This window comes from Phycisphaerales bacterium (assembly GCA_040221175.1).
Classification (GTDB): domain Bacteria; phylum Planctomycetota; class Phycisphaerae; order Phycisphaerales; family UBA1924; genus JAHCJI01.
Window position 1 is genome coordinate 823,834 of record JAVJVK010000004.1, and the last position, 22,481, is coordinate 846,314.

Here is a 22,481-nt window from a genome sequence, read left to right on the forward strand (position 1 = left end):
CACAGCCCGATCGAAGCCGGAGCACATCAGTGGAAGCCCTCGCAAACGGCATCAGGCATTGGTTCGAGGTTGGCGGGTGGGTCATGTACCCCCTCGCCCTGGTCAGCGTGCTCGGCCTGACGATCGTCTTCGAGCGTGTGCTGTTCTGGTTGCGATTGACCGGACCAGCCGTGCGGTCCCGAACCACCGCGCTGGCTGGCAAGCTCCGCAAGGGAGCGTTTTCCGACGTAATCAAGAACACGGCCGAGCGTCGCGACCCTTATTCGAGGCTATCCAGGGAGCTGAGCGAGGACGCATCGGGCATCATCGGCGAGGCCCAGGCCCGCGAAGCCATCGAGAACCAGCGTTACGCGGTCGAGCGATTCCAGAGCGCACTGAGCATCATTATCACTGCCGCACCCATGCTGGGCATCCTCGGCACTGTTACGGGCATCATCACGAGCTTTGCGGCCATCGGCGAGGCGGGCGACGGAGACCCTCGCCTGGTCACTGGCGGCATTGCCCAGGCCCTGTACACCACGGCGTTCGGCCTGGCGATCGCCGTCGCCGCGTTGTTCCCCTACGCGATCTTCAAGGGCCTCGCCGATCGGGCGCTCACGCGGCTCGAACTGCTGGCGGCCTCGGCGATGGAGGGCTCGAGCCGCAGGGGTTCCGAGTCGCTCAAAGACCCGCCCACTGGCGGATGATCTTGTCGAGCTTGGCGGGCACGGGCATGACGCTCAGCCTCGACTGACGCACCAGGTCGAAGTCCTTGAATCGCTCGTCGGCCTTGATGTCCTTGAGCGTCACGGGCGTCTTTGCCTTCTTGCCGACGGTGACGTCGAAGAGCGGCGCCTTCATCTCGCCCTTGCCGTTCAGGCCCGGCTCCTCTGGGTCTTCGTACGGATCGGTGGCGACCTTGACCAGGCCCATGACGGCTTTGTCGTTGCCGGTGTGGTAGAAGAACGCCTCATCGCCCTTCTTGACGGCGCGCATGTGCATGCGCGCGGCGTTGTTGGCCACGCCCGTCCACGCCGTGCGCTTATCGCGCACCATGTCGTCCCACGAGTAGTCGCCCGGCTCGGTCTTGATCAGCCATGTTGCCATGATCGAGGATAGCCAATGAAAACAACCGCACGCCCGGGGGCACGCGGTTGTCGTTGATTCCTGGATGAAGCGTCCGGCTTACTGGGGAGCCTTGGCCAGTTCCTTGCCGGCCTCGCACTTGCCGCAGCAGGCCTCGGCGTCCTTGCCGCAGGCATCGCCCGCGCAGGCATCGCCGCAGGCGTCGGCAGCGGCCTCACCGGCCTCGGTCGAGATCATCTCGACCTGGGCGGCGTCGCTCGAGCACGAGGTCTCGCAGCTGGCGCCGGTCTCGCAGCTGCCCGCGACTTTCTCTTCGGCGCAGCAGCCGTCGGTGGCGGCCTCGCCCGTTGACACGAGGGTGGCCTCGGTCGACTTGGCGCCTTCCATGAGGGCGCAGCAGGAGTCACCCTCGGCGGCAACGGCGGTGGTGGTCACCTCAGCGCCGGTGATGGCGCAGGAGGAACAATCGCCCGACATCATCCGATACCCGGCCACGCCGAGAACGGAAAGGCCGGCGATCGTCGCGATCACGATGCTGGTGGTCGAACCGGTGCGCTTCATCTGCTGCCTCCTCGGTGCTCGCAGGGCCGCGGGTATAGCGCGGGCGAGCTCATGTGTTGGTGGGTGTGCCCCCAAGCGTATCCACCGCGCGGCCCGACGCCGCCGGCTTCTTATCACCACGATACTCCAATCGGCCTGACTTGTTCCCTCAGGCAATGGGCATTATCCCTAATTCGCGCTCGGAGCCAGTCGGGTGTACGTCTGATAACTTTCGATCCGGATAGTTTTGGCGACACAGGCACCCACTCGGCGTGCAGTGGCTCGCTCAACCGGTCGATGTCTGCTCAGACACAGCGTCGGAGCAACCGGCAGAAGAACAGCGATGCCCAAGTACGAAGACCAGCACAGCGTCGAGCAGACCTCCGAACTGGGGGACGGTGGCACCATGGACGGCTCCGAAGAAGCCGACGTGGAGAACGTGCTTGCCTCCATCGAGCAGGAACTGAGCGCCCTGGTCGAGCGATGCGAGCAGACCACTGCACAGCATGCCCGCGAGTTGACGCATAGGCAAGCCGAGATCGACCGAACGATCCAGATCGCCATGAAGCGGCAGATCGAGATCGATCGCCGAGCGGCCGAGCTTCGCAGTCTGGCGGACGAAGTGGTCGCCGCCGAAGCGCGTCTGTCCGACCGCAGGCGTTTGCTGGCCGACCGCCTCCGGCGGCGCCGAGCCCGCATCGATGAACGACTGACGGCCGCCGTCGACGCGCACGCCCAGCGTGCCGCGCAGGAACTGGAAGCTCGGGCCGATGAACTGGCCACGCGGGAAGCTGCGTGCGAACTGGCGCAGAAGGACTTGGATGAGCGTGCCTCGTCGGTTCAGGCCGAGCACGGAAGGGTGCAGGAGCTCCGCAGGCTGATCGAAGATCAGGCCTCACTCACGGCCAAACATTCGTCGGCCATGGAAGCGCACCTGGCCAAGCGAGATCAGGCATCGCTCGAACTGCTCGAGCAGTTGCGGGACGCCTGCGGCCTGGCCGACAGGGTGCGAGAGCTGAACAACGAGGTGCGCGAAGGCCGGCTGGAAGTTCGCGAGAGCCGCGAGCGCGCAGAACAGGCCGAGCGCGACCGCGCCGAGGCCCGAGCGGGCCTGGAGGCCGCGCGAGCTCGCATCGCTCAGTTGGAGCACCGCGTCGAGGAACTCAGCCGCGAAAACCTCCTGCACGAGCAACGGCTGGCACGCACGACCCACGAACTGGAATCCCGCGAGGCACGGGTCCTCGAACGCGAACGACGAATGGCAGCCGAGGCGGATCGGCTGGCCCAGGACCAGGCCACGTGCGACGAGAAGCTGCGCGAGCTCGGACGCCGGCTTGCGGTGAGCGACCGAGCCGAGCGTGCGAGGAGGCTCGACCCGCGTACGCCCCTGGCGATCAGTTCGATGGCGTTGCCGGTCAGCGCCCGGCGGCGGCCCGAGATCCGGCTGGTGAATTGAGGCATACACATGGGCGACACCGACATGGGACATGGCGCAGAAGAACGAACGCAGCATCCTCAGTCTGCGGGGCTGACCGAGGATATCCGCGGGGTCATGAGCGACATCGAGCGTCGCCTCGATCGACTGCGCGCCGCCCACGCCGACCGCGAGCGGGAGCGCGAGGAACTCGAAGCCCGTAGCCAAGCCGTGCGCGAGCACGCCCGCCAGCTCGAAGCCGCCCGCGAAGAACTCGCCGAGCACCAGCGTGCCCACGCCGAAGCGGTTTCCGCCGCGGAAGCACGGTTCGCGGAACTCGACCGGCGCGAAGAAGCCGCACGCACCTCGTTCGAAGAGGCCAAGGCTCGCCACGATGCAGTTCGCGCGGAGCTGACCCAGCAGCGAGCCGAGCTCGACCAGACTCGCGAGGAACTGCAGGCCGAGCGTGACGCGTTCGAGGCCGAGCGCTCGCGGATCGAGCAACTGGCCGAAGACGCAAGCCAGCAGGTCCAGGACGTCGCCGAAGACCGTGCCGCGCTCGAGGCCACAGCCCGCGAACTCGACGAGCGTCAAAGGGATCTCGACGAACAGGCGTCGGTGCTTGCGGACCGCGTTCGCGAGATTGAATCGCGCAGCAAGGGCCTCGATGCGCGTGCCGAGCAACTGAAGGAGCAGGATCGCAAGCTGGCCGAACTCAGTCGCCAGGCCGCCGAACGCCAGGAGAAGCTCTCGGGCGACAGCTCCGATCTCCAGCAGCAGAAGCAATGGCTGGCCGAGCAGACACGGCAGACCGACCTGCTGCGGTCACGCGTGAAGCAGCTGGAGTCCGAACTCGAGCGTGCGAAGTCCGAGATCAATGAAGCCCAGGCGACGACCGAAGCGCCGGGTGTTGACGAGGCCATCGAGCGCGAGCTCAATGAAACGCGACAGAAGCTTCGCGATGCCGCGGGCATCATCGCCGACCTGCGCGAGCAGCTGGATGTCGCGCGCTCGACGAACCCGGCCGAACCGAGCGACCCCGACAGCGCCCACATGCAGCGCCGCCAGCGACGCCTTCGCTTCGTGCGTCAAACGCTCCGCCAGGAGCACGCCAAGATCGCCAAGGCCAGCGAGTTGCTGCGGCAGCGCTCCGCCGCGCTCGCCCAGCAAGCGTCCGGCTCACCTGAAGCCGCTCGCGAACCCAGCCCGAAGCCGCCAAAGGCCTCGGGACCGCTTGCGGCCGTGGCCCGTCTGGGCATGGGCATGGCGGGCGTAGCTGCCGCGATCGTCGTGCTGGCGGGCGTCAGTTGGGTTGCCTCGGGCGAATTCGTCACGCCGACCTATGCATCGAGCGTGACCATCGGGCACGACGCCCGCGGTCGCGAGGCTCTCGCCGAGGACCTGGCGGGCTGGCAAGCGTTCCACGAGAGCCTGCTCGACGATCCGCGGTTCTACGAGTTCGCGGCCGAGCGCATGCGTCAGCGTGGCCTTCTGGACCTGGGCGACGCCGTCTCGGTAAAGTCGTTCGTGGAATCGTCGGTCGGCTGGGCCTCGGGCCGCGACGGCGAGTTGATGCTCGAGGTTCGCGAGCAGGGAGCGGATCGGTCACGACGCGTTGCCGAGACCCTGGCCATCGCACTGGTGGGCCAGGCCAATTCGGCCCGCGAACGTCGCCCCGACGGGCTGCCCAGCGTCATCGCGAAGGACGCCCAGGCCGATGGTCGACCCCTGACCAACGAACGACCGCTGTACGCCGGCGGCATCTTCGCAGGCCTCGTGCTCGTCAGCGCGCTCATGGGCGGGGCGGTGTCTCGTCGGCTCGCATCCGTGCGTCGGCAGGCCGCGGCTGAGGGCCACACCGACTTAGACGACATGGGCGAACAAAGCGAAGGCCGCATCAGCATCGGCTGATACGGCCCCTTCAGTCTTCACGACCGGCTGCCAGGCTGCGTTCGAGGTTAGAGATTGATCGTGGTGGTCGCCATGATCTGCTTGCTGCCACTGGCCAAGTCGACGCTGACCAAAGCCAGCCGCATGCCATTCTCGAGGGCGAGGTTCTCGATCCGCTGGGTCGAGAGCTTTCCGGCCGAGGCAAACTGGCGCAGCGTCTTGCCGATCTGGCCATTCGTACTCAGGACCACCAGGCCGTACTCAACGTTCTCGGCAGCCGGCAGATGGCCGCAGTGCAGCAGGGCCAGCCCCTTCTCGTCCAGATACTCCATCGATACGAGGATCTGCGAAGAAGGATCGACCGGCATGAAGTCGACGTTGACCACCGCGTCGCGGTTGAACAGGATATCGAAAGCTTCGGCCCCGTAGGCGCCGATGGCGCCCTCGAGGGCCAGGTTGCTCTCGAATCGCTCGTTCAGGTCGTTGTACCGCAGGGAAGAGTGACCGAACGCGACGCCGAAGGCAACCGCAGCGGCTGCCGAGGCAATCGCTCCAACGCGCCAGAAGCGCGACACGCCGCGGCTCTTGCGGATGCTCAAGGGGTTCTCGGCATCATCGGCCTCGGCGGCCTTGGCGATGGCGTCGGCCAGCATGGCCTCGCGCACGGCCGAGAGCACGCGATCGCGCAGGTCGTCCGCCGGCATGACGTCGGGGAGTAAGCCCTGGAGGTTCGCCAGGCGAGCCTGTTCGCTCAGCACGCGCTCCTGCGTGGCCGGCGGCGCCGCCTTGAATGCCGCATCGAATGCGGCCGACTCGGCTTCGTCGAGCATACCCAAAGCGTCGAGGACGGCCAGTTCGATGAGATCGATCGTGTTCATGTTGCGGCTTCCTCGACGGCTCTCTCTCGCAGACGAACCAATGCCCGGCTGAGGGCGGATTTCACGGTTCCGATTGGCGTGTCCAGTTCCTCGCCGATCTGTCGGAGCGTCTGCCCCCCTAGATACGCACGGATCACCACCCTCTGTTGCAGTTCGGGCAGAGTCTTTACGAGTTCCAGAACGTCTTTATAACGCTCGTGTTGCTCGAGACCGGTCATTTCCCCTGACCCGCCTCCGGGGAGTTGCCCTGCCGACTCGCCAAAAGCCGTCGTCTTCAGGCGAGCCTGGCTGCGGCGGAGCCGATCCACAAGGTGCCGCCGGCTCAGCAGCATGACCCACGTGACCAGGGCTGCCCGCTTGGGGTCGTACCGATCGGCGGTCTTCCACAAGCGAACGAAGATCTCCTGGACGGCATCCTCGGCGTCTGCCCGAGTGGGCATGGTCTGATAAGCCATGCGGTACACGAGCGAGCCGAAGCGGTCGTAGAGGTCGCCGATGGCCGATTCCTCCCCCGCTGCCACGCGTTGCATGAGGTCGAGGTCTGCCTTGGGATTTCGAGGATGCTTGGTCATAGCCCACCTGCCACCACACAGGTCCGTCGGAACCGCCAGTTATGCCAGCCGATGTCCCAACGTTTCTATTCGTCGCCGGGCCCGATCAGGATCCTTCCCCGGAAATGGGTTTGAGGTCGGGGTTTGGAGATCCGTATCACTTGGTTGCATTTTGTTCGGTATTTGGCCAGCGGTTTCGAGCAGGGACAAATAATTCTCTTGTATTTCACCGTTGGTTTCGTGTATACTGACGTCACACGATCAGCCGCCCGGGGAACGCGGATGAGTGGGGTGAATGTGAAATCTCGGTACCCAAGCACGAATCGGCGGTCTATCCGCCGACCGAACCGCGGCTTTACGCTGGTGGATGTCTTGGTGTCCATCGCTGTCATCATGGTGCTCATCTCGCTCATGATGCCCGCGTTGAGCAAGGCAACCGAGACCGCCCACCGCCTGGTGTGCTCGTCGAATGTCCGCCAGATCGGCATCGCCATGCTGATGTATGCCGACTCGAACAACGACTACATCCCCCCGACAACATTCTACGACCCCACACGCAATCGTGCCGAGCAGATGCTCATCCTGAGGCTCTCCAGCGTGTCCTCGGCCCCGCGAGACTACAGCCCGGAGACCGGTGGCTGGGATGGCTTGGGCCTGCTGTACTTCGGTGGGTACATCGATCATGCCGCGTGCTTCTACTGCCCGTCTCATGATGGCGCCCACCCGCTCTCGCAGTATTCCAACAGCTTTGGCGATGTGCCCGAGGTCGTTGTCGGCAACTACCAGTACCGCGGTGCCGGCCCGCTGGGTCAGCGGCACCTCAGCAAGATCGAGCCGCGGCGGACTGCGCTGGTCGCCGATGGCATGCGTTTGCGCAGCGACTACAACCACGACGTGGGCTCCAACGTCATGCGGGCCGACCTCTCGGTCACGTGGTTCCGCGACTACGGCGGCCGCATCCTGTCGCGGCTCCCGCTTCAGGAGGCCGACGCACGCTCGTCGGTCGTGATGGATGCGTGGGAACTCATCGACGACCAACTCGATGGCTCGTCGAGTGGCGACTCGCGTCGCGACGCCAACTGATCGCCAGACGATTCCCGAACCTCGGTCATGTATCCCTTGCCAGACCGGGATCGGTCTTGCTTACGTCACATTGATCTGACACGACGGATCGCGCACGGCTGCCGTACCGTTGGAGCCCGTTGATCCCGCAGGCGCCGTGCCCGATGGCGCCGTGGACACCCGAAGGAGAAACCACCATGGGAATGCACCGTGCTTCGTCGCCAATGCGCCAGGTCGTCGCTATGACGCTGGCCACGATCGCCCTGTCGCTGCTTTCTCCCCATGCCCGAGCCCAGTTGACGCCGGATCGAACCTACTACGGCATCGATCGCGAGATTCCCATCACGGTGGCATTGCCCGAGGGCGACGACGAAGAAGCCAGCATCGTCCTGTTTAACGCAGGGGGCGATCGCGTGGCGCGAGCCAACGTCTTGGCCGGCCGCGTCGATCTGGCCACGTTCTTCCCCATCCTGTGGGATCAGCAGCAACCGATGGTGCTGTTCGCCCAGCTCTATACCCCCGGAGACGCCGATGGCGAGGGATTGGGTACGCCCATTGGTGCGCCGCTGGTGATCCAGCCGCTGCTTACGCCCCAGCGTGCTTCGATCTCGAACAACACGGCGCAATGGCAGAACGCCGGGCCCCGCGTCTTCTCGGGCGTGCGCGTGTACGTCGACAAGCTGCTGAAATTCGAGACGACCGAGGGCCCAATGGTGTTCCGCCTGCGCCCGGACGTGGCGCCCAACACGGTGTGGCACATTCGCGAACTGGCGCGCGGCGGGTTCTACACCGACATCCCGTTCCATCGCATCCTGCCGACGCACCGCAGCGGCAAGCCCTTCGTCATCCAGGCCGGCGACCCGACCGGTTCGGGCAGCGGCGGGCCGGGCGTATTCATTGATCTGGAGCCCAGCGACCTGGAGCACAAGTTCGGCGTGCTCTCGATGGCGCGCACGAATGACCCGGACACCAACGGCTCGCAGTTCTTCGTCGCCCTCAGCCGAGAGGCCACCGTGCACCTCAACGGCCTGTACACGGCCTTCGGCGAAGCCATCAGTGGCGCCGACGCAATCATTGCGATCGAGCAGACACCGTTGGCGGATGCACGCATGGGCAGCCCCGTTGAGGCGCCGCGGATCATCAGTGCCGAACTGATCGATGCCGCTCCCTTCGGCACGGGCCCCAAGGCCATCGAGCGGCCGACAAGTTCGGGCGAGCGATGAAACAAACCGCGATGCTTCGCGTCAGAAACGGTAGGAGACGCCGGCGAAGAGCATGAACGTCGGATCGGTTTCTGCACGCCTGAGGCGGTTGCCGTCCTCGTCTTTCACCTTGAAGCGTCGCCAGAGCTGCGAGCCTACGCCGGCATCGATTTCCAGCCCGGGCACGGGTTGCCAGTTGACGCCCAGACGCAGGTCGATCGACTTGTCTTGGAACACGCCCTCTGGCGCGAAGCCCTCGTCGTCGAGACGGTAGTTGCGTTCGTTGTATCCTGAGCGCAGGCGGAAGGCGAGCTCGTCATTCATCTGATAGGTCAGCACCGCACCCGCCAGCGTGCCCAAGCGCAGCGTCCAACGTTCGTCCAATTCGAGCGTCGCGTCAATCACAGGGAGAGGGAGAAACTCGACGCTGCCTTCCTGCTCGGCAGTGGCCACCAGACTGACACCAATGGAGATGTTTTCCGTAGCCTGATAAGCCGTCCCGACGCCGGCGCGCCACACGATGGAGTCTCCGACGTCGGCGTTTCGCTCCCGCGCGAGCCCGATGCCACCGAGCACCAGCATGCTCCACTGCCGATCGAGGTTGTGGGTCACCAGAACATCGATGTTCTGGCGGTTGAAGTTCGCCACCGGGTTGCCATCGGCCGGGTCGAGCCCGAAGGCGCCCTGGAACTCGTAGAACGCGAACTCGTTGCTGAACTGGAAGAGCGCACGCGTCCGGCGCGAGGCAAACCAAACAACATCAAACTCGGTGCGCGTGAGCGTGCTGGTCGCGTCACCCCCACCATCAATATGCGGGACGCTGGTGGCCTCGAATCTCTGGGCGAGGGTGTAGATAAATCGCGGCGGCCCGGCGGGCTGGCTTGCTTCGGCTTGGTCTTCTGCAAGCGGCTCGCTGGCGCTTTGGGTCGGGGTGGGCTGCTCCTGGGCGCCTGCCACGCTGGTGAGCAGCAGGAAGGCGGTGCAGGCAAGGCAGGCTTGGGCTCGGGGCATGGGCGGGCTCCGGTAGGCTTGGCGGCAAGGATAGTCTTCACTAATCTCTCGGGCAGATTGCCTGGCCGGTCGCGTCACCATGCACACCTGACGGACCTCGCACCCATAGGATGGCCGCTATGACAGCTCCAGCCGCACCTGCCGCTCCGACCGATCCCCAGGCCAAGCCCGGCCAGTACCAGGGGGCCGAGCCCCCGCTGCTGTCGGTCAAGGACCTGAAGACCCACTTCCCCGTCCGCAGCGGGCTGCTCCAGCGCGTGACCGGCTACGTCAAGGCGGTCGACGGGGTGAGCTTCGACCTGGGGCGTGGCGAGACGCTGGGCCTGGTGGGCGAATCGGGCTGCGGCAAGACGACCGTCGGCCGGACGCTGCTCAAGCTGATCCCGAGCACCGGCGGCAGCGTGACGTTCGAGGGCAAGGACGTCATGAAGGCCCAGGGCGCCGAGATGAAGGCCCTCCGGCGCGACATGCAGATCATCTTCCAGGACCCCGCCGGCAGCCTGAACCCGCGCATGCGCATCGCCAGCATCGTCGGCGAGCCGCTCATCGTCCACGGGCTGGTCAAGGACCGCCGCCAGCTGCGCAAGCAGGTCGAGGAGTTGCTCGTGCGCTGCGGCATGCCCGCCGCCGCGGCCGATCGGTACCCCCACGAGTTCAGCGGCGGCCAGCGCCAGCGCATCGGCATCGCCCGCGCGCTCGCGCTGGAGCCCAAGTTCATCGTGTGCGACGAGCCCACCAGCGCCCTGGACGTGAGCATCCAGGCCCAGATCATCAACCTCTTGACCGACCTGCAGGAAGAGTTCGGCCTGAGTTATTTGTTCATTAGTCATGACATGGCCGTCATCCAGCACGTGTGCAAGCGCATCGCCGTGATGTACAAGGGCAGGATCGTCGAGACCGGCAGCCGCGACGAGATCCTGAAGAACCCCCAGCACAAGTACACGCAGAGCCTGCTGAGCGCCGTGCCCGAGCCGGACCCGCGCCGCGTCAAGCAACGCGTGATCTTCGAGGGCGGGGCGATGTAGCGGCCGTGCGGGGCGAACCGTGAATTCGGGTTCACCCCAGGACCGGCCATGCCCGCGGGCATACATTGCCTCCGATCGCGCCGGCGCGCCGCCGGACGCAGCAAGGAGAAGCAGCATGGATCGCAACACCGAGAACAAGATCAACCCCGTCCGCGTCGCCCTGACCGGCGTGCTCGTCGCCATGGCCGTCGCCGCCGCCGCGTGCAACACGATGGAGGGCGCCGGCGAAGACGCCGAGGCCGTCGGGGATGAGATCGAGGAAGCCACCGACGGCTGAGCGGACGAAAACGCGTTCGATCATCAAACGGCCCCCGTGGGCCGTTCTTCATGCGCTCGCAGCTCGGTTCGCACCGTGCGTACGCGCATGGAACAGGAACCGGCGCAGGTCGTCGCGGATGAGGCCGGCCGCGGTCGCCTGGCGGACGATCGCAACGATGCTCGTCAGGAGCACCGTAAGGCTCGCCAGGGCCCATGCGGCCTTGAGGATCTGGACGCGCGGCGACATGGTTGCGTGTCCGAAGACGACGCTCGCGGTGACCTGCGCCGCCACGCAGCCCGCGACGATCATGCTGGCCCACCAGGCTTGCCTCGCGTGCCCGGCTGCGCGACGGTTGCCCGCCCGCTGGGCCAATTGCCTGAGCACGACGGCTCCGCAGGCGTAGTGCGCGATGAGCAGTGCGCCCAGCACCAGCCCCGCGTAGGGAACCGGGATCGTGATGAATGGCTGGGAGATGAGCATGCTCGACAGCACCAGGCCCGCGGCAATGGCAAGCAACCGCGCTCCGAGCTGTGCACGCGTCGGGCCATCGACGGCCAGCCTGGGGTCGGGCGTCGCCGTGATCCACCAACCAACGCACCACACCACGATGCAGGCGACCGAGGGAAAGATGACCAAGACGTCGCGCAGCCAGGGCACGAGCCCGCCCGAAGTCAGCATGGCGACGACGATGCCCAGAACGAGGCTGCCGATCCACACGGCAAAGAGCAACCCGACGCCGAGGCGAGTCAGCCAGAGGCCGCGATCGAGCGTGCACAGGTATGCCTCGCTCGAGAAGGCCAGCCCATCGCCGCGCAGCGACTGATCAATGGGCGTGGCGCACTCGGGGCACGGGCCGTCTTCGGGCAGGCCGGCAAGGTCGTAGCCGCAGGTGATGCAGCGGACGCTCGGGCGCCAGCCGCACGCTGGGCATGGCTCGTTCAGCGGAAGGTCGCCCAGCGCATGGCCGCACGCCCCGCACACGCGCGGCGGCGCGAGCGGGCGTGGCCTGGGGAACTTCGAGTCGGCCTCTGGCACGAGACATCGTAGTTCACATGTGCACCAGTCCCGTCAGCAGCCGAGCGTGAACCTGTTCTGGAACTCGAGGAAGTCAAAGATGGTAAAAGCGCCGTCGCCGTCGAGGTCGGCGCGCGGATCGCGGGCATCGAAGAAGTTCTGGAACGCGAGGAAGTCGAAGACGGTGAGTTCGCCGTCGCCATCCAGGTCCGTTGCGCAGAATGGGCTGCCAGTGACCGTGAGCACGTAATGGAACGTGCCCCAATCGGGATTCCAGGGTTCGGGCTCGGCAATGCCGCAGGCATCACTGGCGAAGTAGACGGGCTTGGTCTCGCCCGAGCCGTTCGCGCCGGGCAGGAAGCTATCGCCGAACTCACCGCCGGCAAGGTCTCGCAGGCTGGGCACGCTGACCTGGACGACCACGGCCGAGCCCACGGCGGCGAGCGCATCGACATCAACGCTCACCACCCCTCCTGAAACATCGCCGACGCTCGCCACGGCCGAACCGATCAGCGGAAGCCCGGTCTGCGGCGGCGTGCCCTCGGGTGCGGCGTAGAGATTCACCGCAATGTCTACCTCAAGCAGCGTGGGCAGCCGGAGGGACTCGATGCCGAACTGGACGCTGGTGACGCGCAGGTCTTGCATCACGCCCTGATCTCGAAGATCCAAGGACCGCCAGTAGCTGCTGGCCTCCACCGTCGCCGCCGTGCCGAGCGCAGGGCAGACCCGGCCAAAGCCAAAAACCACCTCGTCCGACGTGGTATGACTGAGACGGACGTCGTCCGCCGCAGCCAAAGAAGCAACGATGCACCCAAGCAAAATACTGATAAAATCGGTACGCATCTCCATGATGATCCTCCCTTTATCAGCAGGTACCAGTGACCGGGATGCTCGGATGCGGCGTGAACCCGTTTCATTTCGAGAACGCCCGAACGCCAACGGCAACGTTAGCGTACACTAGCAAATGTTCTACTCGGTCCTGGTTGCCGTGCGGATCGCGCTCATCGCGGCTCTTGTCGCACTGTTGGGCCTGTTTGCCCTGCAGATGGTCCTCGCCGGGCTGATGCTCAAGTGGCTGTCCTGGCGGCCACCTGCTTCGGATCAGGAGCAACGGATGAGCGACGCCCGCGCCGTGCTGTTCGCCGCGAGCACGCGCACCATGGATCGCCCATGGGTCGAAGATCGCTTCGGGCAACCCCAGAACGTTCGAGGCATGGTCCACTGGGACCATGTGTTCACGCTTGGGCCCGAGCCGGGCCTGCTGTCGTCCGATGACCTGTGGCTGTGCGTGGAGTACGACGAAGAGGGATACGTCAAGGCCGCGGCGATCCTCGACCGCTGAGCCTTACAGCAGCCCTTTCGCCCGCGGGTAGCTCCCCAGCACCGTCAACCGCCGGCACTTGGTCTTGGCGTCCTCGATGGCCCCCACCACGGCCTCGTCCTGCATGTGGCCGGCGGCGTCGATGAAGAACATGTAGGTCCAGTTCTCGCGGCCGCTGGGGCGCTTCTCGATGTGGGTCAGGTTCACGCCGTGGGAGCTGAAGACCGCCAGCACGTCGGCGAGGGCGCCGGGCTCGTCGCTGGTCTCGAAGAGCATGCTGGTCTTGTCCTGGCCCGTGCGGCCTGTCTTCTCGCGGCTGAGGATCACGAAGCGTGTGATGTTGTTGGGCTGGTCCTGGATCGACTCGACCAGCACGCTCAGGCCGTACAGCTCGGCCGCGAGCGTGGTGCCGATCGCAGCGCTGCCGGGGCGGGCGCCGATGCTGCGCGCCTTCTCGGTTTCGTCGGCGGCCGTGATGGCGGCGCGGCTCGACGATGCTGCGGGGATCAACTCGGCCTTGGGGTATCTGGCGCTCAGCCAGTTGTGGCACTGTGCGAAGACCTCGGGCTTGCTATGGATCCGCGTGACGTCCTCGGCCGGGCAACCGGCCATCAACGCGTGGCGGATGGCGACCTGGGCCTCCGCATAGATCGAGACCTCGCCCGCGTGCTCGATGAAGGCGTCCAGCGTCTCGACGATGCCGCCAGCGGTGCTGTTCTCGATCGGCGCGAGCCCGTAGTCGACGTGGCCCTTGATGACCTCGTCGAACACGGCGCCGATGCTGGTGACGCTGGCGAACTCGACGCTGGCGCCAAAGTGGGCTCGGGCGGCCAGATGCGAGTACGAGCCGGCAGGTCCGAGGTAACCGATGCGCAAGGGGCGCTCCAGTGCAAACGAACCGGACATCATCTGTCGGTAGATCGCCTCGATGGTGGTGTCGCTCAGTGGGCCCTTGTTGCGGGCCTTGGCCTTGTCGAGCACCATGCGCTCGCGGTCGGGGGCATAGATGGGCGTGCCGTCGTGCTGCTTGCGCTTGCCGACCTCGACCACCAGCCCGGCCCGCTCGTTGAGCAAGGCCACGATCTTCTCGTCGGCCTCGTCGATGAGGCAGCGGAGTTCTTCGAGGGGGCGGGGGTGGTCCATACCGGGATTATCGGGTGATTTCCCAGGCGGGTTTGGCCCGGACCCAAAGAAAAACGCCCGGCACATAGACCGGGCGTGGAGGAGCGAACTGCCAGGCAGGAACTAAAGAAGCCTTATCGCTTCGAGAACTGGAAGCGGCGGCGGGCGCCGGGCTGGCCGGGCTTCTTACGCTCGACCTTACGGGCGTCGCGCGAGAGGAAGCCGGCGTCGCGCAGGGCGTCTTCCAGGCTCGGGTCATAGTCCCGCAGGGCGCGGGCGATGCCCAGGCGGACGGCCTGGGCCTGGCCCATGTAGCCGCCACCGCTGCACCGCACGACCACGTCGAAGCGGCCCTTGGTGCCGGTGACGTCCAGCGGAGCGTACACGTCGGCGCGGTCGCGGTCTTCGGTGAAGTACTCGCTGACGGCCTTGAGCTTCTTGCGGGTGCACTGGATCTGCACGTCGCCCTTACCTTCGTCGGCGGCGGGCTTCATGCGGACGCGGGCCACGGCCCGCTTGCGGCGGCCCGTGCCCCACCACCAGCCATGGCGGTCGGGCGGAACGGCTTCGCGAACGCGGCGGGTCGTGGGCTCGCCGGCCTCGTCGGCGGCGACGGCCTGGGACAGCGCGCTGCCACCCAGCAGGCTCGAGCCGCTCGTCGCGGCGGTCTCGGTGGAATCGGTCGAAGTCGGGGTGTTCGTGTCAGCCATTAGAGCTTCATCTCCACCGGTTGCTGGGCCTGATGCGGGTGCTCGCTGCCCGCGTACACCTTGAGCTTCTTGAGCATGACCCGGCCGAGCCGGTTCTTGGGCAGCATGCGACGGACGGCGTCTTCGATCAGCGCTTCGGGCTTGCGCTCGCGGAGCGAGCCGAAGGTCTCGACCTTCAGGCCGCCGGGATAGCCCGTGTACCGCTGGCGGACGCTCTGGGCGTCCTTGCGACCCGTGAGCTTGACGGCCTTGGCGTTGGTCACGATGACGTAGTCACCCGTATCGACGTGGGGGGTGTACTCGGGGCGATGCTTGCCCATGAGCACCTGGGCGATCTCGGTGGCCATCCGGCCCAGCACCTGGTCCGTGGCGTCGACCACGTGCCAGTTCTGCTCGACCTCACCGGCCTTGGCCATATAGGTTTGCCGACGCATAACACTCTCCTGCGGCCAGCGACGCCAAAACACGTCGCCGGGGGCACTTCACGTACGCCGCCTACCGGGCGGGGCGGGCAGACGGGCTGGTGGGCCCGACTGCAGGATTGACCATTCGGTCCGCCGGGCGGGGGCAAAGGCCACCAGCCGCCACCATCCGGCGTGAGGGGAAGCGTAGACGCCCCCCGACGCCCGTCAAGCCCCGAACCACCGGGCAGGTCCCCACTTGGCGTGATCGGGGTGGCCCCAGCCCCGCCCGTGGCCGATGATTGGTCGATGGACCAGCCCCCCCAGACCTTCGGCGACGCCCAGCCACCCATGCACCCGCCCGGGCCCATGCGCTCCCCCGACCCGGGAACCAGCGGCGCCGCCAAGCTCGCCTGGGTCGTGCTGATCCTCGTGCTGCCGCTCGTCGTGGTGATGCAGCAGTTGCAGGTCCGCGGCGAACCGGCCGAGGATCCCTCCAAGATCGCAGCGCCCCAGGGCGACAGCGTCGAGGTCGCCGCCCGCATGGGCACGCGGATCGCATACGAATTCCCCGCGGGCGCACCGAGCTTCCAGGAGCAGCTCGACGACGCAGCCGAGACGATCGATACACCGCTCCAGCGGTTACGTGCCGCGATCGCCTCGCGCGAGCTGGCCGGACCGGAGCGAACCGTGTCAGACCTCGAGTCGGTCGTCGCCGAACTCGAAGCCGGCGACGAACTCGATCCCGATGACCCAGACGCCGCGAACGAGAGAGCGCGCCGGGAGCAGATCCTGACCGATGCACGCACGCTGCTTCCCTACTACCAGGACATCGCTGCGAACGGCGAAGCCGCGGCGGCCCTGGATGACGAGACCGTCAATGCGCTGATCGAACGGCATGGCTACTTTGGCGAGCTCGTCCGCATCGCACGGCTACCCGAAGAGCACGAGTTGCGAGAGGCCTTGCTCTCGGGCGCCATCGGCCCGTTCATCATCGTCGGCGCGATGATCGCCGTCATCGGCGTGGCCCTGCTGGCGGGCCTCGTGCTGGGCATCATGGCCCTGGTGTTGCTCGGCACCGGCAAGATCCGCCTTGCCATGCCCAGGCCCGCACCGGGCGGCAGCGTCTACCTCGAGACGGCCGTGCTCTTCGTACTGTGCTTCGCGTTGCTCCAGATCATGCAGGCAACCGCCGCCCTGATCGGTGAGTCGGCGGAGATGATCGCCGGCCTGGTTGCGTTGCCGGCGCAGTGGCTGCTACTTCTCGTGCCGCTCTGGCCGCTCGCTCGTGGCGTTTCCTGGTCACGCCTGCGCGATGACCTGGGCCTGCGGGCGCCTCGGGGTGTCACGCTGGAGATCTTCGCCGGCATCGGGGCGTACCTGGCGATGCTCCCAATCGTGGTCGCAGGCGTGGCCGTCATGTTCGTGCTGCTGTTCCTCCAGGAGCAGTTCTTCCCCAGCGATCCGGAGGCCATGGGCCCCACCAACCCCATCCTCGAACTCGCCCGCACGCTCGACCCGGTGCTGCTGTTCATGATCTTCACGCTGGCGACCATCTGGGCCCCGCTGTGCGAAGAACTCGTGTTCCGCGGAGCCCTTTTCCGACATCTGCGCTCGCGCATGGTGCTGCCAATCGCAGCCGTGCTCAGCGCCCTGGTCTTCGGCATGATGCACGGCTACGCGCTCATCCAGCTCATTCCCGTCACGGTCCTGGGCTTCAACTTCGCACTCATCCGGGCCTGGCGGGGATCGCTCATCGGCCCCATCGCCGCGCACGCCCTGAACAATGCCGTCGTGCTCACGCTGCTGTTCGCCTTCGCCCACGTGCTCTACGGCTGACGGCTATACGAGTACGTCGAGCAGGCCGGTGAGACCCAGCAGCACGCTGATCATGCCGTTGAGCGTGAAGAACGCCATCGGGATGCCCGCCGCCCCACGCCGAGAAAGCACGAGGTGCTCATAACCCAGCAAGATCATTGTGGCGGCGACACCGATTCCGAAGATCACGCCGAACATCGGCTCGGCGACGAGCACGCCTACGAGGCACGCAAGGGCGCCGGCGTGCATCACGCGGCTGAGCATGTTTGCCCGCTTCCAGCCAAAGCGGGCGGGAATGCTCCGCAATCCCGCCTGCCGGTCGAAGTCGAGATCCTGCAACGCATAGATGGCGTCGAAGCCGGCCACCCAGAGCAGGACCATCGCTGCCAGGAGCCACAGGGCCGGGTTCGCGAGCGCTTCGATGCCCCCCACCGCGATGGCTGCCGCCAGTGGGCTCGCCGCCAGCGCACCGCCCAGGAACACGTGGCACCACCACGTGAATCGCTTGGTGAACGAATAGAAGGCAATCCATGCCAGCACCGGAACGCCCAGGAGCGCGGGCCACCAGTTGTCAAAGAACACGCCGAACAGCGCGCAAGCGGCAAGGAAGAGCAAAGCACAAGCCGCCAACGTCGCCCAGCCCGCAACGGGTTGCAGTTCGCCCGAAGCAAACACGCGATTTCGAGTCCGAGGATTGGACGCGTCGATAGCGCGATCCGCCAGGCGATTGACCACCATGGCCCAGGTGCGGGCTGCCACCATGCACACAACCACCAGGGCCAGCAAGCCCGCCATCCGCGGCCAGGCGATGCCCCCCGTCGGGAGACGCGGCGCCACCATGAACGCAGCCAGCACGGCAAACGGCAGCGCGAACACCGAGTGGGCCAGCTTGATGTCCCGGGCGATGAGCGCCACGGCGCTGGGGGCGGGTTGTGCACGGCTCGACATGCACGCAAATGTACGCGCCGGGACCAAAAGAAGACGCCCGACCGGGACGAACCCGGCCGGGCGTTTGGATCCTCAAATGGTCACCTGGGCCTCAGGGGCAGCCAGAGGCGAACTGGTTCTGGAACTCGAGGAAGTCGAACACGTTCAGCACCGTGTCGTTGTTGAAGTCGGCAAACGGGCTTCCGCTGTCGAAGGCCGTCTGGAAGGCCAGGAAGTCGAAGAGATCGATGTTGCCGTCCTCGTTCATGTCGATGCGGCAGTACTCGTTGACCGAGATGCTGTCGACGAACCAGGCGTCGGCCGTATCGGCGCCGACCTCGGAAACTCGCAGGCGGAACTGGTCGCCGCTGGCTTCCAGGGGCAGCTTCCACTCGTTCAGGATGAACTGCTGCTGATCGGTGCCGTCCGACTGGATGGCGCCCAGCGCGGTCCACTGGCCGGTGAAGGTCGAGAAGTACTCCACGCGGAGGAACTTGCCGACCTCGACGAAGCGATGCTGCGACCACACCCGCACGTACGAGGGCAACGTGCCGGGGGGCGGCACGTCGAACCGCGTGGTGGTGATGGTGCCGCCGGGCTGGAAGGTCAGCGCGTTGGGAGCGGTCACCGGGTTCACCACGGAGGGCGTGATCACGATCGAGCTCGCCTCGGCCCAGCGGTCGGGGTCCAGCGAGCGCGAATCATCGAAATCGTCGATGAACGGCAGGGGCTGGGGCTCGGGCTCGGTGACGAGCTCATCGACGCACGGCACCGCGTCCAGGAAGCCACGGATGACGCTGCGCGAGGTTGAACCAAAGCGGCTGATGTCGCCGGCGCACCCGCCGATGCCCGGGCACATGATCCGGCAGTCGCCGCCCGAGCAGTGCTGCGCGTTGCAGTTGTGGCCGATCTCGTGGGCCAGTACCGCCACGCGGGCGGCCGGGCTCAGCGAGACGTACTGGTTCACGTTGTAGCCGCGCGACGTGGTGCAGACACCCGACAGCCATGCCACGCCCAGCGTACCGCCCGCGAAGTTGCGTCCGCTGATGAGCGACGCAGTATCCCGGCGCACGCCACGCTGCTGAGACTGCCAGTGGTTCGTCATCTGCTGGAGCAGGGCTCCACCGTCGGACGTGGTGTACGGGTCGGAAGACGTCGGCCGCACGATGATCGTGGTGATTTCGATGACCGTGTCGACGTCGCGCTCGTAGATCGCCGACACCGAGTTCACCTGCGACTCGACCGCGGCAATCACGGCCGTCTCGGACGAACCCCGGCTCTGGTAGAACTCGAAGTCGGTATCGACGCCAAGCTCGAGTTGCAGCGTCGCGTCGACACCGGGGCCTTGCGGTTCGAGTGGGGCCATGAGACCCGCCACCGGGTTATCGATGGTGCCGCAGAAGCCGTTCTCTCCGGAAAGATCGTTGTCCTCTGAGTAGACCACGTGCAGCGAGCCATCGGCTCCGCGGACGCGATCGCTCAGCGGCTCGATGACCCAGCTATTTTCAGCGCCATCGCCGATGGACACCAGGGCCGTGAGCGACCCGCCGAAGAAACCAGCCGAAACGCTGCTGCCATCGATGCCTTCCACGAAACCGCGGTAGGTCGTCGGAGCCGGGGGAACCATGCGCTCCATCGAGCCATCGGGCTGCTGCACGAGCACCTCGAAGGCCGGCGAACGCACGTCGTGCGGCCAGAGTTCGATCTGCACCGCCTGCTCGCCCAGCATGACTTCGGTCGTGATCGAGCCGTCGGCGCCGACGTCAAAGCCCAGGCGCTCGATCGAGTACTCGATCAGATCATCGAACACCAGCGGCGACTGCTGGCCGGAGGGCGCTTCGCCCTCCTTCAACAGCGTCCCTTGGGTCTCCTGCGCATGCGCGGTGCCCGCCGTCGCGAGCATGGCGGCAGTACATACCAACAGGCTCGCGGCTGTCCCGCGAGTCAAAAAACGTGCGTTCATCGAAATAAACCTCCCCGGATGCATCCGGCTCGTGCCACGGCTCGAGCCAATTCTGAGCCTGGGCTCTCGTCCGTCCGCGAGCAAGGCAGGCCCGCGTGAACCCAGCGTCGAAGGGGCATAACGGCCACCATCGCGGCCCGTTACGCCCGATTCCAACGCCTACCCAGGCACCCTATCACGGCGTGTGCCATCCGCAACCGTTGTGGCCGGTGATTGTCGTGTTTTCGACAAGTCGTGGCTTATAGGACGTTGTTACGGGTCCATCCCCCGATCGCGTATGCTGGGCACTATGGCCGAATCCAATCTCGATCGTTTGCGGGGACTGATGCGGGTGACCAGCCAGCCGGCCATCACCATCGCGACCGCCGAAGAGGTGTACGCCCTCAATCTCGTGCGCGACGCCGCCGCCGATCAAGGCATGGTCTGCTACCGCTGGACGCTTACCGGCGGGCTCCAGGACGCGGCCATGGAAGACACCGGCCAGTCGAGCGAGACGCAACTGGCCGAACGCGCGCTCCGGCAGATCGCCAGCGAGGGCAAGCCGGGCGTGTACGTGATGCTCGACCTTGGACATCACCTCGACGAAGTGAAGGTTGCGCGCGCCCTGCGTGAGGCGTTGTTTCGCGCCAATGAGCAAGCCCAGCTCATCGTCCTGATCGATCACGAACGCATCACCCAGCCCGTGCTCCGCCAGTACGCGGCCGAGTTCGAGATCATGCCGCCCGACACCGAGGAAATCGAGCGGCTCGTGCGCACGCAACTACGAGCCCACCACCGCCACACGCCCATCGAAATCGACGTCAAGCGGAGCGAGTGGGAGGCGATGATCCGCAACCTTCGCGGGCTGACACGGCGGCAGATCCAGAACATCGTGGCCGAGGTCGTTCGCGATGACCTCAGGCTGGATGGCGACGACCTGCCCCGCATCGTCGCCCGAAAGCGTGAGTACGTGAAGGCCGACGGGCTGCTGGAGTTCATCGAGGCCCCCGCCACGCTCGACGACATCGGCGGTCTCAAGAACCTCAAGAAGTGGCTCTCCAGCCGTCTGCTGACCACCGAGGCCGAGGCCGAAGAGCACGGGCTGGATTCACCCCGCGGCGTTCTCATGCTGGGCGTGCAAGGGGCCGGCAAGAGCCTGTGCGCCAAGGCCATCAGCGCCGCCTGGAAGCGCCCGCTCCTGCGGCTCGACCCCACCTCGCTCTACGACCGCTACGTGGGCTCGAGCGAGAACCGCCTGCGGACGGCCCTGCACCAGGCCGAACTCATGGCGCCCATCATCCTGTGGATCGATGAGATCGAGAAGGGGTTCGCGTCGGTCAGCAACAGCGGGGCCGACGGCGGGCTCAGCCGCCGCATGTTCGGCAGCCTGCTCACCTGGATGCAGGAGCACCGCGAGCCAGTCTTCATCGTCGCCACGGCCAACGACATCGAGAGCCTGCCACCCGAGCTGATGCGCAAGGGCCGCTTCGACGAGATCTTCTTCGTCGACCTCCCCGGCGAAGAGGCCCGCCAGGCGATCCTCGAGATCCACCTGCGCAAGCGCCGGCTGAACCCCGAGGACTTCGACCTCAAGAAGCTCATCAAGGCCACCGAGGGCTTCAGCGGCGCCGAGATCGAGCAGGGCATCATTGCCGCCCGGCACGAAGCGTTTGCCCAGCGTCAGAGCGTGACGACCGAGGGCCTGCTGAGCGTTTTCGGCGAGAGCCCGCCCCTGAGCGTGACAATGTCCGAGAAGGTCGCCAAACTCCGCCAGTGGGCTAAGGGCCGGTGCGTGATGGCGGGGTGAGCGTCAGCCGTTCTGGTGCTCGCCCATGTCAGAGTCGCTCCACCAGCTCGGAAAGTTTCCGCCCTTCGACGCGTGGTACCAGCCCTCGAGCGTGCCGCCAACGAAGCGGAAGAATACCGGCTCATCGTGGACCATCCCGTAGCTCGAGCCCTCGTAGCGGTACACGCGGCGGTCGCGGACCTCATAGATCAGCGCCGTCTCGCCGTTAACGTCCTTCGAGCCGCGGTACACGGCCTCGGGGAAGATCTTGCGGAACTGATCGACGGTGGTGTCGGGCCCCAGCTTGCCCAGTCGGGCATTCTCGGCCTGGCTGAAGCTCGGCACGTCGGCCTTGGATCGCACGGTGAGCGCATCGTCCTGCTGGTCCGAGGTCAGCCGCGTCCGATCCTCCACGATGTACTCCTTCTTGCCGCCGCCAATCGAGAAAACACACCCCTGCGCGAGCAACGCTGCCGCCGCCAGGCCCAGACCCACCGCGACTCGCGTTCGATTCCTGTTCGTAGTCATGTCCGACGTCCTTTC

Annotated in this window: 22 protein-coding genes and 1 pseudogene; 10 read left to right on the forward strand and 13 right to left on the reverse strand. The window is 66.2% G+C overall.

Going from position 1 to position 22,481, the window contains the following annotated elements:
* Positions 1-29 precede the first annotated feature (29 nt).
* On the forward strand, positions 30-686 hold the full coding sequence (locus RIE32_05800; GenBank protein MEQ9095760.1) for a MotA/TolQ/ExbB proton channel family protein: 657 nt from the start codon (positions 30-32) through the stop codon (positions 684-686).
* On the opposite strand, the gene RIE32_05805 is transcribed toward RIE32_05800, so the two are convergent.
* Together RIE32_05805 and RIE32_05810 are read right to left on the reverse strand one after the other, a co-directional pair.
* Positions 661-1,086 (reverse strand): EVE domain-containing protein, encoded by a 426-nt coding sequence (locus tag RIE32_05805; GenBank protein MEQ9095761.1) that lies wholly within the window; start codon positions 1,084-1,086, stop codon positions 661-663. The genes RIE32_05800 and RIE32_05805 overlap by 26 nt on opposite strands.
* A 78-nt stretch (positions 1,087-1,164) precedes the next feature.
* A complete protein-coding gene (locus RIE32_05810) occupies positions 1,165-1,626 on the reverse strand; it encodes a hypothetical protein (GenBank protein MEQ9095762.1) in 462 nt (153 codons plus the stop codon).
* Positions 1,627-1,948: 322 nt separating this feature from the next.
* Between RIE32_05810 and RIE32_05815 the strand changes: the two genes are divergently transcribed.
* Positions 1,949-3,061: a hypothetical protein gene (locus RIE32_05815; protein ID MEQ9095763.1), complete on the forward strand. Its 1,113-nt coding sequence runs from the start codon at positions 1,949-1,951 to the stop codon at positions 3,059-3,061.
* A 9-nt stretch (positions 3,062-3,070) separates the two neighbouring features.
* Positions 3,071-4,930 carry a hypothetical protein gene (locus RIE32_05820; protein MEQ9095764.1) on the forward strand — a complete coding sequence of 620 codons (1,860 nt, stop codon included), beginning with the start codon at positions 3,071-3,073 and terminating at the stop codon, positions 4,928-4,930.
* Between the two features lie 47 nt (positions 4,931-4,977).
* Here the strand turns inward: RIE32_05820 and RIE32_05825 are convergent, their stop codons facing one another.
* Both RIE32_05825 and RIE32_05830 read right to left on the reverse strand, forming a co-directional pair.
* Complete coding sequence (locus RIE32_05825; protein ID MEQ9095765.1) at positions 4,978-5,787, reverse strand: hypothetical protein; 810 nt, start codon at positions 5,785-5,787, stop codon at positions 4,978-4,980.
* Positions 5,784-6,359: a sigma-70 family RNA polymerase sigma factor gene (locus RIE32_05830; protein ID MEQ9095766.1), complete on the reverse strand. Its 576-nt coding sequence runs from the start codon at positions 6,357-6,359 to the stop codon at positions 5,784-5,786. The genes RIE32_05825 and RIE32_05830 overlap by 4 nt, the downstream gene beginning before the upstream one ends.
* Positions 6,360-6,620: 261 nt before the next feature.
* Between RIE32_05830 and RIE32_05835 the strand changes: the two genes are divergently transcribed.
* Both RIE32_05835 and RIE32_05840 read left to right on the forward strand, forming a co-directional pair.
* Positions 6,621-7,421: a type II secretion system protein gene (locus tag RIE32_05835; protein ID MEQ9095767.1), complete on the forward strand. Its 801-nt coding sequence runs from the start codon at positions 6,621-6,623 to the stop codon at positions 7,419-7,421.
* Positions 7,422-7,597: 176 nt separating this feature from the next.
* Entirely contained in the window at positions 7,598-8,623 is a 1,026-nt protein-coding gene (locus tag RIE32_05840) for a peptidylprolyl isomerase (GenBank protein MEQ9095768.1), read from the forward strand.
* Positions 8,624-8,644: 21 nt separating this feature from the next.
* Here the strand turns inward: RIE32_05840 and RIE32_05845 are convergent, their stop codons facing one another.
* Positions 8,645-9,613, reverse strand: coding sequence for a DUF6268 family outer membrane beta-barrel protein (locus tag RIE32_05845; protein ID MEQ9095769.1), 969 nt, complete (start codon positions 9,611-9,613; stop codon positions 8,645-8,647).
* Positions 9,614-9,732: 119 nt separating this feature from the next.
* Here RIE32_05845 and RIE32_05850 point away from each other — a divergent pair, with 119 nt between their 5' ends.
* Positions 9,733-10,638 (forward strand): ATP-binding cassette domain-containing protein, encoded by a 906-nt coding sequence (locus tag RIE32_05850; GenBank protein ID MEQ9095770.1) that lies wholly within the window; start codon positions 9,733-9,735, stop codon positions 10,636-10,638.
* A gap of 115 nt (positions 10,639-10,753) precedes the next feature.
* Positions 10,754-10,915 (forward strand): hypothetical protein, encoded by a 162-nt coding sequence (locus RIE32_05855; protein MEQ9095771.1) that lies wholly within the window; start codon positions 10,754-10,756, stop codon positions 10,913-10,915.
* A gap of 48 nt (positions 10,916-10,963) precedes the next feature.
* Here RIE32_05855 and RIE32_05860 read toward each other — a convergent pair whose 3' ends face one another.
* Positions 10,964-11,932 (reverse strand): hypothetical protein, encoded by a 969-nt coding sequence (locus RIE32_05860; protein MEQ9095772.1) that lies wholly within the window; start codon positions 11,930-11,932, stop codon positions 10,964-10,966.
* 33 nt (positions 11,933-11,965) lie between these two features.
* On the reverse strand, positions 11,966-12,760 hold the full coding sequence (locus tag RIE32_05865) for a GC-type dockerin domain-anchored protein (protein MEQ9095773.1): 795 nt from the start codon (positions 12,758-12,760) through the stop codon (positions 11,966-11,968).
* 115 nt (positions 12,761-12,875) lie between these two features.
* Between RIE32_05865 and RIE32_05870 the strand changes: the two genes are divergently transcribed.
* Complete coding sequence (locus RIE32_05870; protein ID MEQ9095774.1) at positions 12,876-13,253, forward strand: hypothetical protein; 378 nt, start codon at positions 12,876-12,878, stop codon at positions 13,251-13,253.
* 3 nt (positions 13,254-13,256) lie between these two features.
* On the opposite strand, the gene pheA is transcribed toward RIE32_05870, so the two are convergent.
* From pheA to rplM, 3 genes and pseudogenes are all read right to left on the reverse strand, one after another.
* Positions 13,257-14,375: a prephenate dehydratase gene (gene pheA, locus RIE32_05875; protein MEQ9095775.1), complete on the reverse strand. Its 1,119-nt coding sequence runs from the start codon at positions 14,373-14,375 to the stop codon at positions 13,257-13,259.
* Between the two features lie 113 nt (positions 14,376-14,488).
* A pseudogene (gene rpsI, locus RIE32_05880) lies at positions 14,489-14,893 on the reverse strand (30S ribosomal protein S9).
* Between the two features lie 170 nt (positions 14,894-15,063).
* Complete coding sequence (rplM, locus tag RIE32_05885) at positions 15,064-15,498, reverse strand: 50S ribosomal protein L13 (protein ID MEQ9095776.1); 435 nt, start codon at positions 15,496-15,498, stop codon at positions 15,064-15,066.
* Between the two features lie 276 nt (positions 15,499-15,774).
* On the opposite strand from rplM, the gene RIE32_05890 reads away from it, so the two are divergent.
* Positions 15,775-17,304 carry a CPBP family intramembrane glutamic endopeptidase gene (locus tag RIE32_05890; GenBank protein ID MEQ9095777.1) on the forward strand — a complete coding sequence of 510 codons (1,530 nt, stop codon included), beginning with the start codon at positions 15,775-15,777 and terminating at the stop codon, positions 17,302-17,304.
* Between the two features lie 3 nt (positions 17,305-17,307).
* On the opposite strand, the gene RIE32_05895 is transcribed toward RIE32_05890, so the two are convergent.
* Together RIE32_05895 and RIE32_05900 are read right to left on the reverse strand one after the other, a co-directional pair.
* Complete coding sequence (locus tag RIE32_05895; protein MEQ9095778.1) at positions 17,308-18,231, reverse strand: 4-hydroxybenzoate octaprenyltransferase; 924 nt, start codon at positions 18,229-18,231, stop codon at positions 17,308-17,310.
* Between the two features lie 91 nt (positions 18,232-18,322).
* Positions 18,323-20,173 (reverse strand): M12 family metallo-peptidase, encoded by a 1,851-nt coding sequence (locus tag RIE32_05900; GenBank protein MEQ9095779.1) that lies wholly within the window; start codon positions 20,171-20,173, stop codon positions 18,323-18,325.
* A gap of 289 nt (positions 20,174-20,462) precedes the next feature.
* Between RIE32_05900 and RIE32_05905 the strand changes: the two genes are divergently transcribed.
* Complete coding sequence (locus RIE32_05905; protein ID MEQ9095780.1) at positions 20,463-21,959, forward strand: AAA family ATPase; 1,497 nt, start codon at positions 20,463-20,465, stop codon at positions 21,957-21,959.
* A 3-nt stretch (positions 21,960-21,962) separates the two neighbouring features.
* Here RIE32_05905 and RIE32_05910 read toward each other — a convergent pair whose 3' ends face one another.
* Positions 21,963-22,466 (reverse strand): hypothetical protein, encoded by a 504-nt coding sequence (locus RIE32_05910; protein ID MEQ9095781.1) that lies wholly within the window; start codon positions 22,464-22,466, stop codon positions 21,963-21,965.
* Positions 22,467-22,481: the final 15 nt, after the last annotated feature.

Coding starts and splice junctions, on each gene's coding strand:
- RIE32_05805 (MEQ9095761.1), bottom strand. CDS start 1,086: ATGGCAACATGGCTGATCAAGACCGAGCCGGGCGACTACTCGTGGGAC.
- RIE32_05810 (MEQ9095762.1), bottom strand. CDS start 1,626: ATGAAGCGCACCGGTTCGACCACCAGCATCGTGATCGCGACGATCGCC.
- RIE32_05815 (MEQ9095763.1), top strand. CDS start 1,949: ATGCCCAAGTACGAAGACCAGCACAGCGTCGAGCAGACCTCCGAACTG.
- RIE32_05820 (MEQ9095764.1), top strand. CDS start 3,071: ATGGGCGACACCGACATGGGACATGGCGCAGAAGAACGAACGCAGCAT.
- RIE32_05825 (MEQ9095765.1), bottom strand. CDS start 5,787: ATGAACACGATCGATCTCATCGAACTGGCCGTCCTCGACGCTTTGGGT.
- RIE32_05830 (MEQ9095766.1), bottom strand. CDS start 6,359: ATGACCAAGCATCCTCGAAATCCCAAGGCAGACCTCGACCTCATGCAA.
- RIE32_05835 (MEQ9095767.1), top strand. CDS start 6,621: ATGAGTGGGGTGAATGTGAAATCTCGGTACCCAAGCACGAATCGGCGG.
- RIE32_05840 (MEQ9095768.1), top strand. CDS start 7,598: ATGGGAATGCACCGTGCTTCGTCGCCAATGCGCCAGGTCGTCGCTATG.
- RIE32_05845 (MEQ9095769.1), bottom strand. CDS start 9,613: ATGCCCCGAGCCCAAGCCTGCCTTGCCTGCACCGCCTTCCTGCTGCTC.
- RIE32_05850 (MEQ9095770.1), top strand. CDS start 9,733: ATGACAGCTCCAGCCGCACCTGCCGCTCCGACCGATCCCCAGGCCAAG.
- RIE32_05855 (MEQ9095771.1), top strand. CDS start 10,754: ATGGATCGCAACACCGAGAACAAGATCAACCCCGTCCGCGTCGCCCTG.
- RIE32_05865 (MEQ9095773.1), bottom strand. CDS start 12,760: ATGGAGATGCGTACCGATTTTATCAGTATTTTGCTTGGGTGCATCGTT.
- RIE32_05870 (MEQ9095774.1), top strand. CDS start 12,876: ATGTTCTACTCGGTCCTGGTTGCCGTGCGGATCGCGCTCATCGCGGCT.
- pheA (MEQ9095775.1), bottom strand. CDS start 14,375: ATGGACCACCCCCGCCCCCTCGAAGAACTCCGCTGCCTCATCGACGAG.
- rplM (MEQ9095776.1), bottom strand. CDS start 15,498: ATGCGTCGGCAAACCTATATGGCCAAGGCCGGTGAGGTCGAGCAGAAC.
- RIE32_05890 (MEQ9095777.1), top strand. CDS start 15,775: ATGGACCAGCCCCCCCAGACCTTCGGCGACGCCCAGCCACCCATGCAC.
- RIE32_05895 (MEQ9095778.1), bottom strand. CDS start 18,231: ATGTCGAGCCGTGCACAACCCGCCCCCAGCGCCGTGGCGCTCATCGCC.
- RIE32_05900 (MEQ9095779.1), bottom strand. CDS start 20,173: ATGAACGCACGTTTTTTGACTCGCGGGACAGCCGCGAGCCTGTTGGTA.
- RIE32_05905 (MEQ9095780.1), top strand. CDS start 20,463: ATGGCCGAATCCAATCTCGATCGTTTGCGGGGACTGATGCGGGTGACC.
- RIE32_05910 (MEQ9095781.1), bottom strand. CDS start 22,466: ATGACTACGAACAGGAATCGAACGCGAGTCGCGGTGGGTCTGGGCCTG.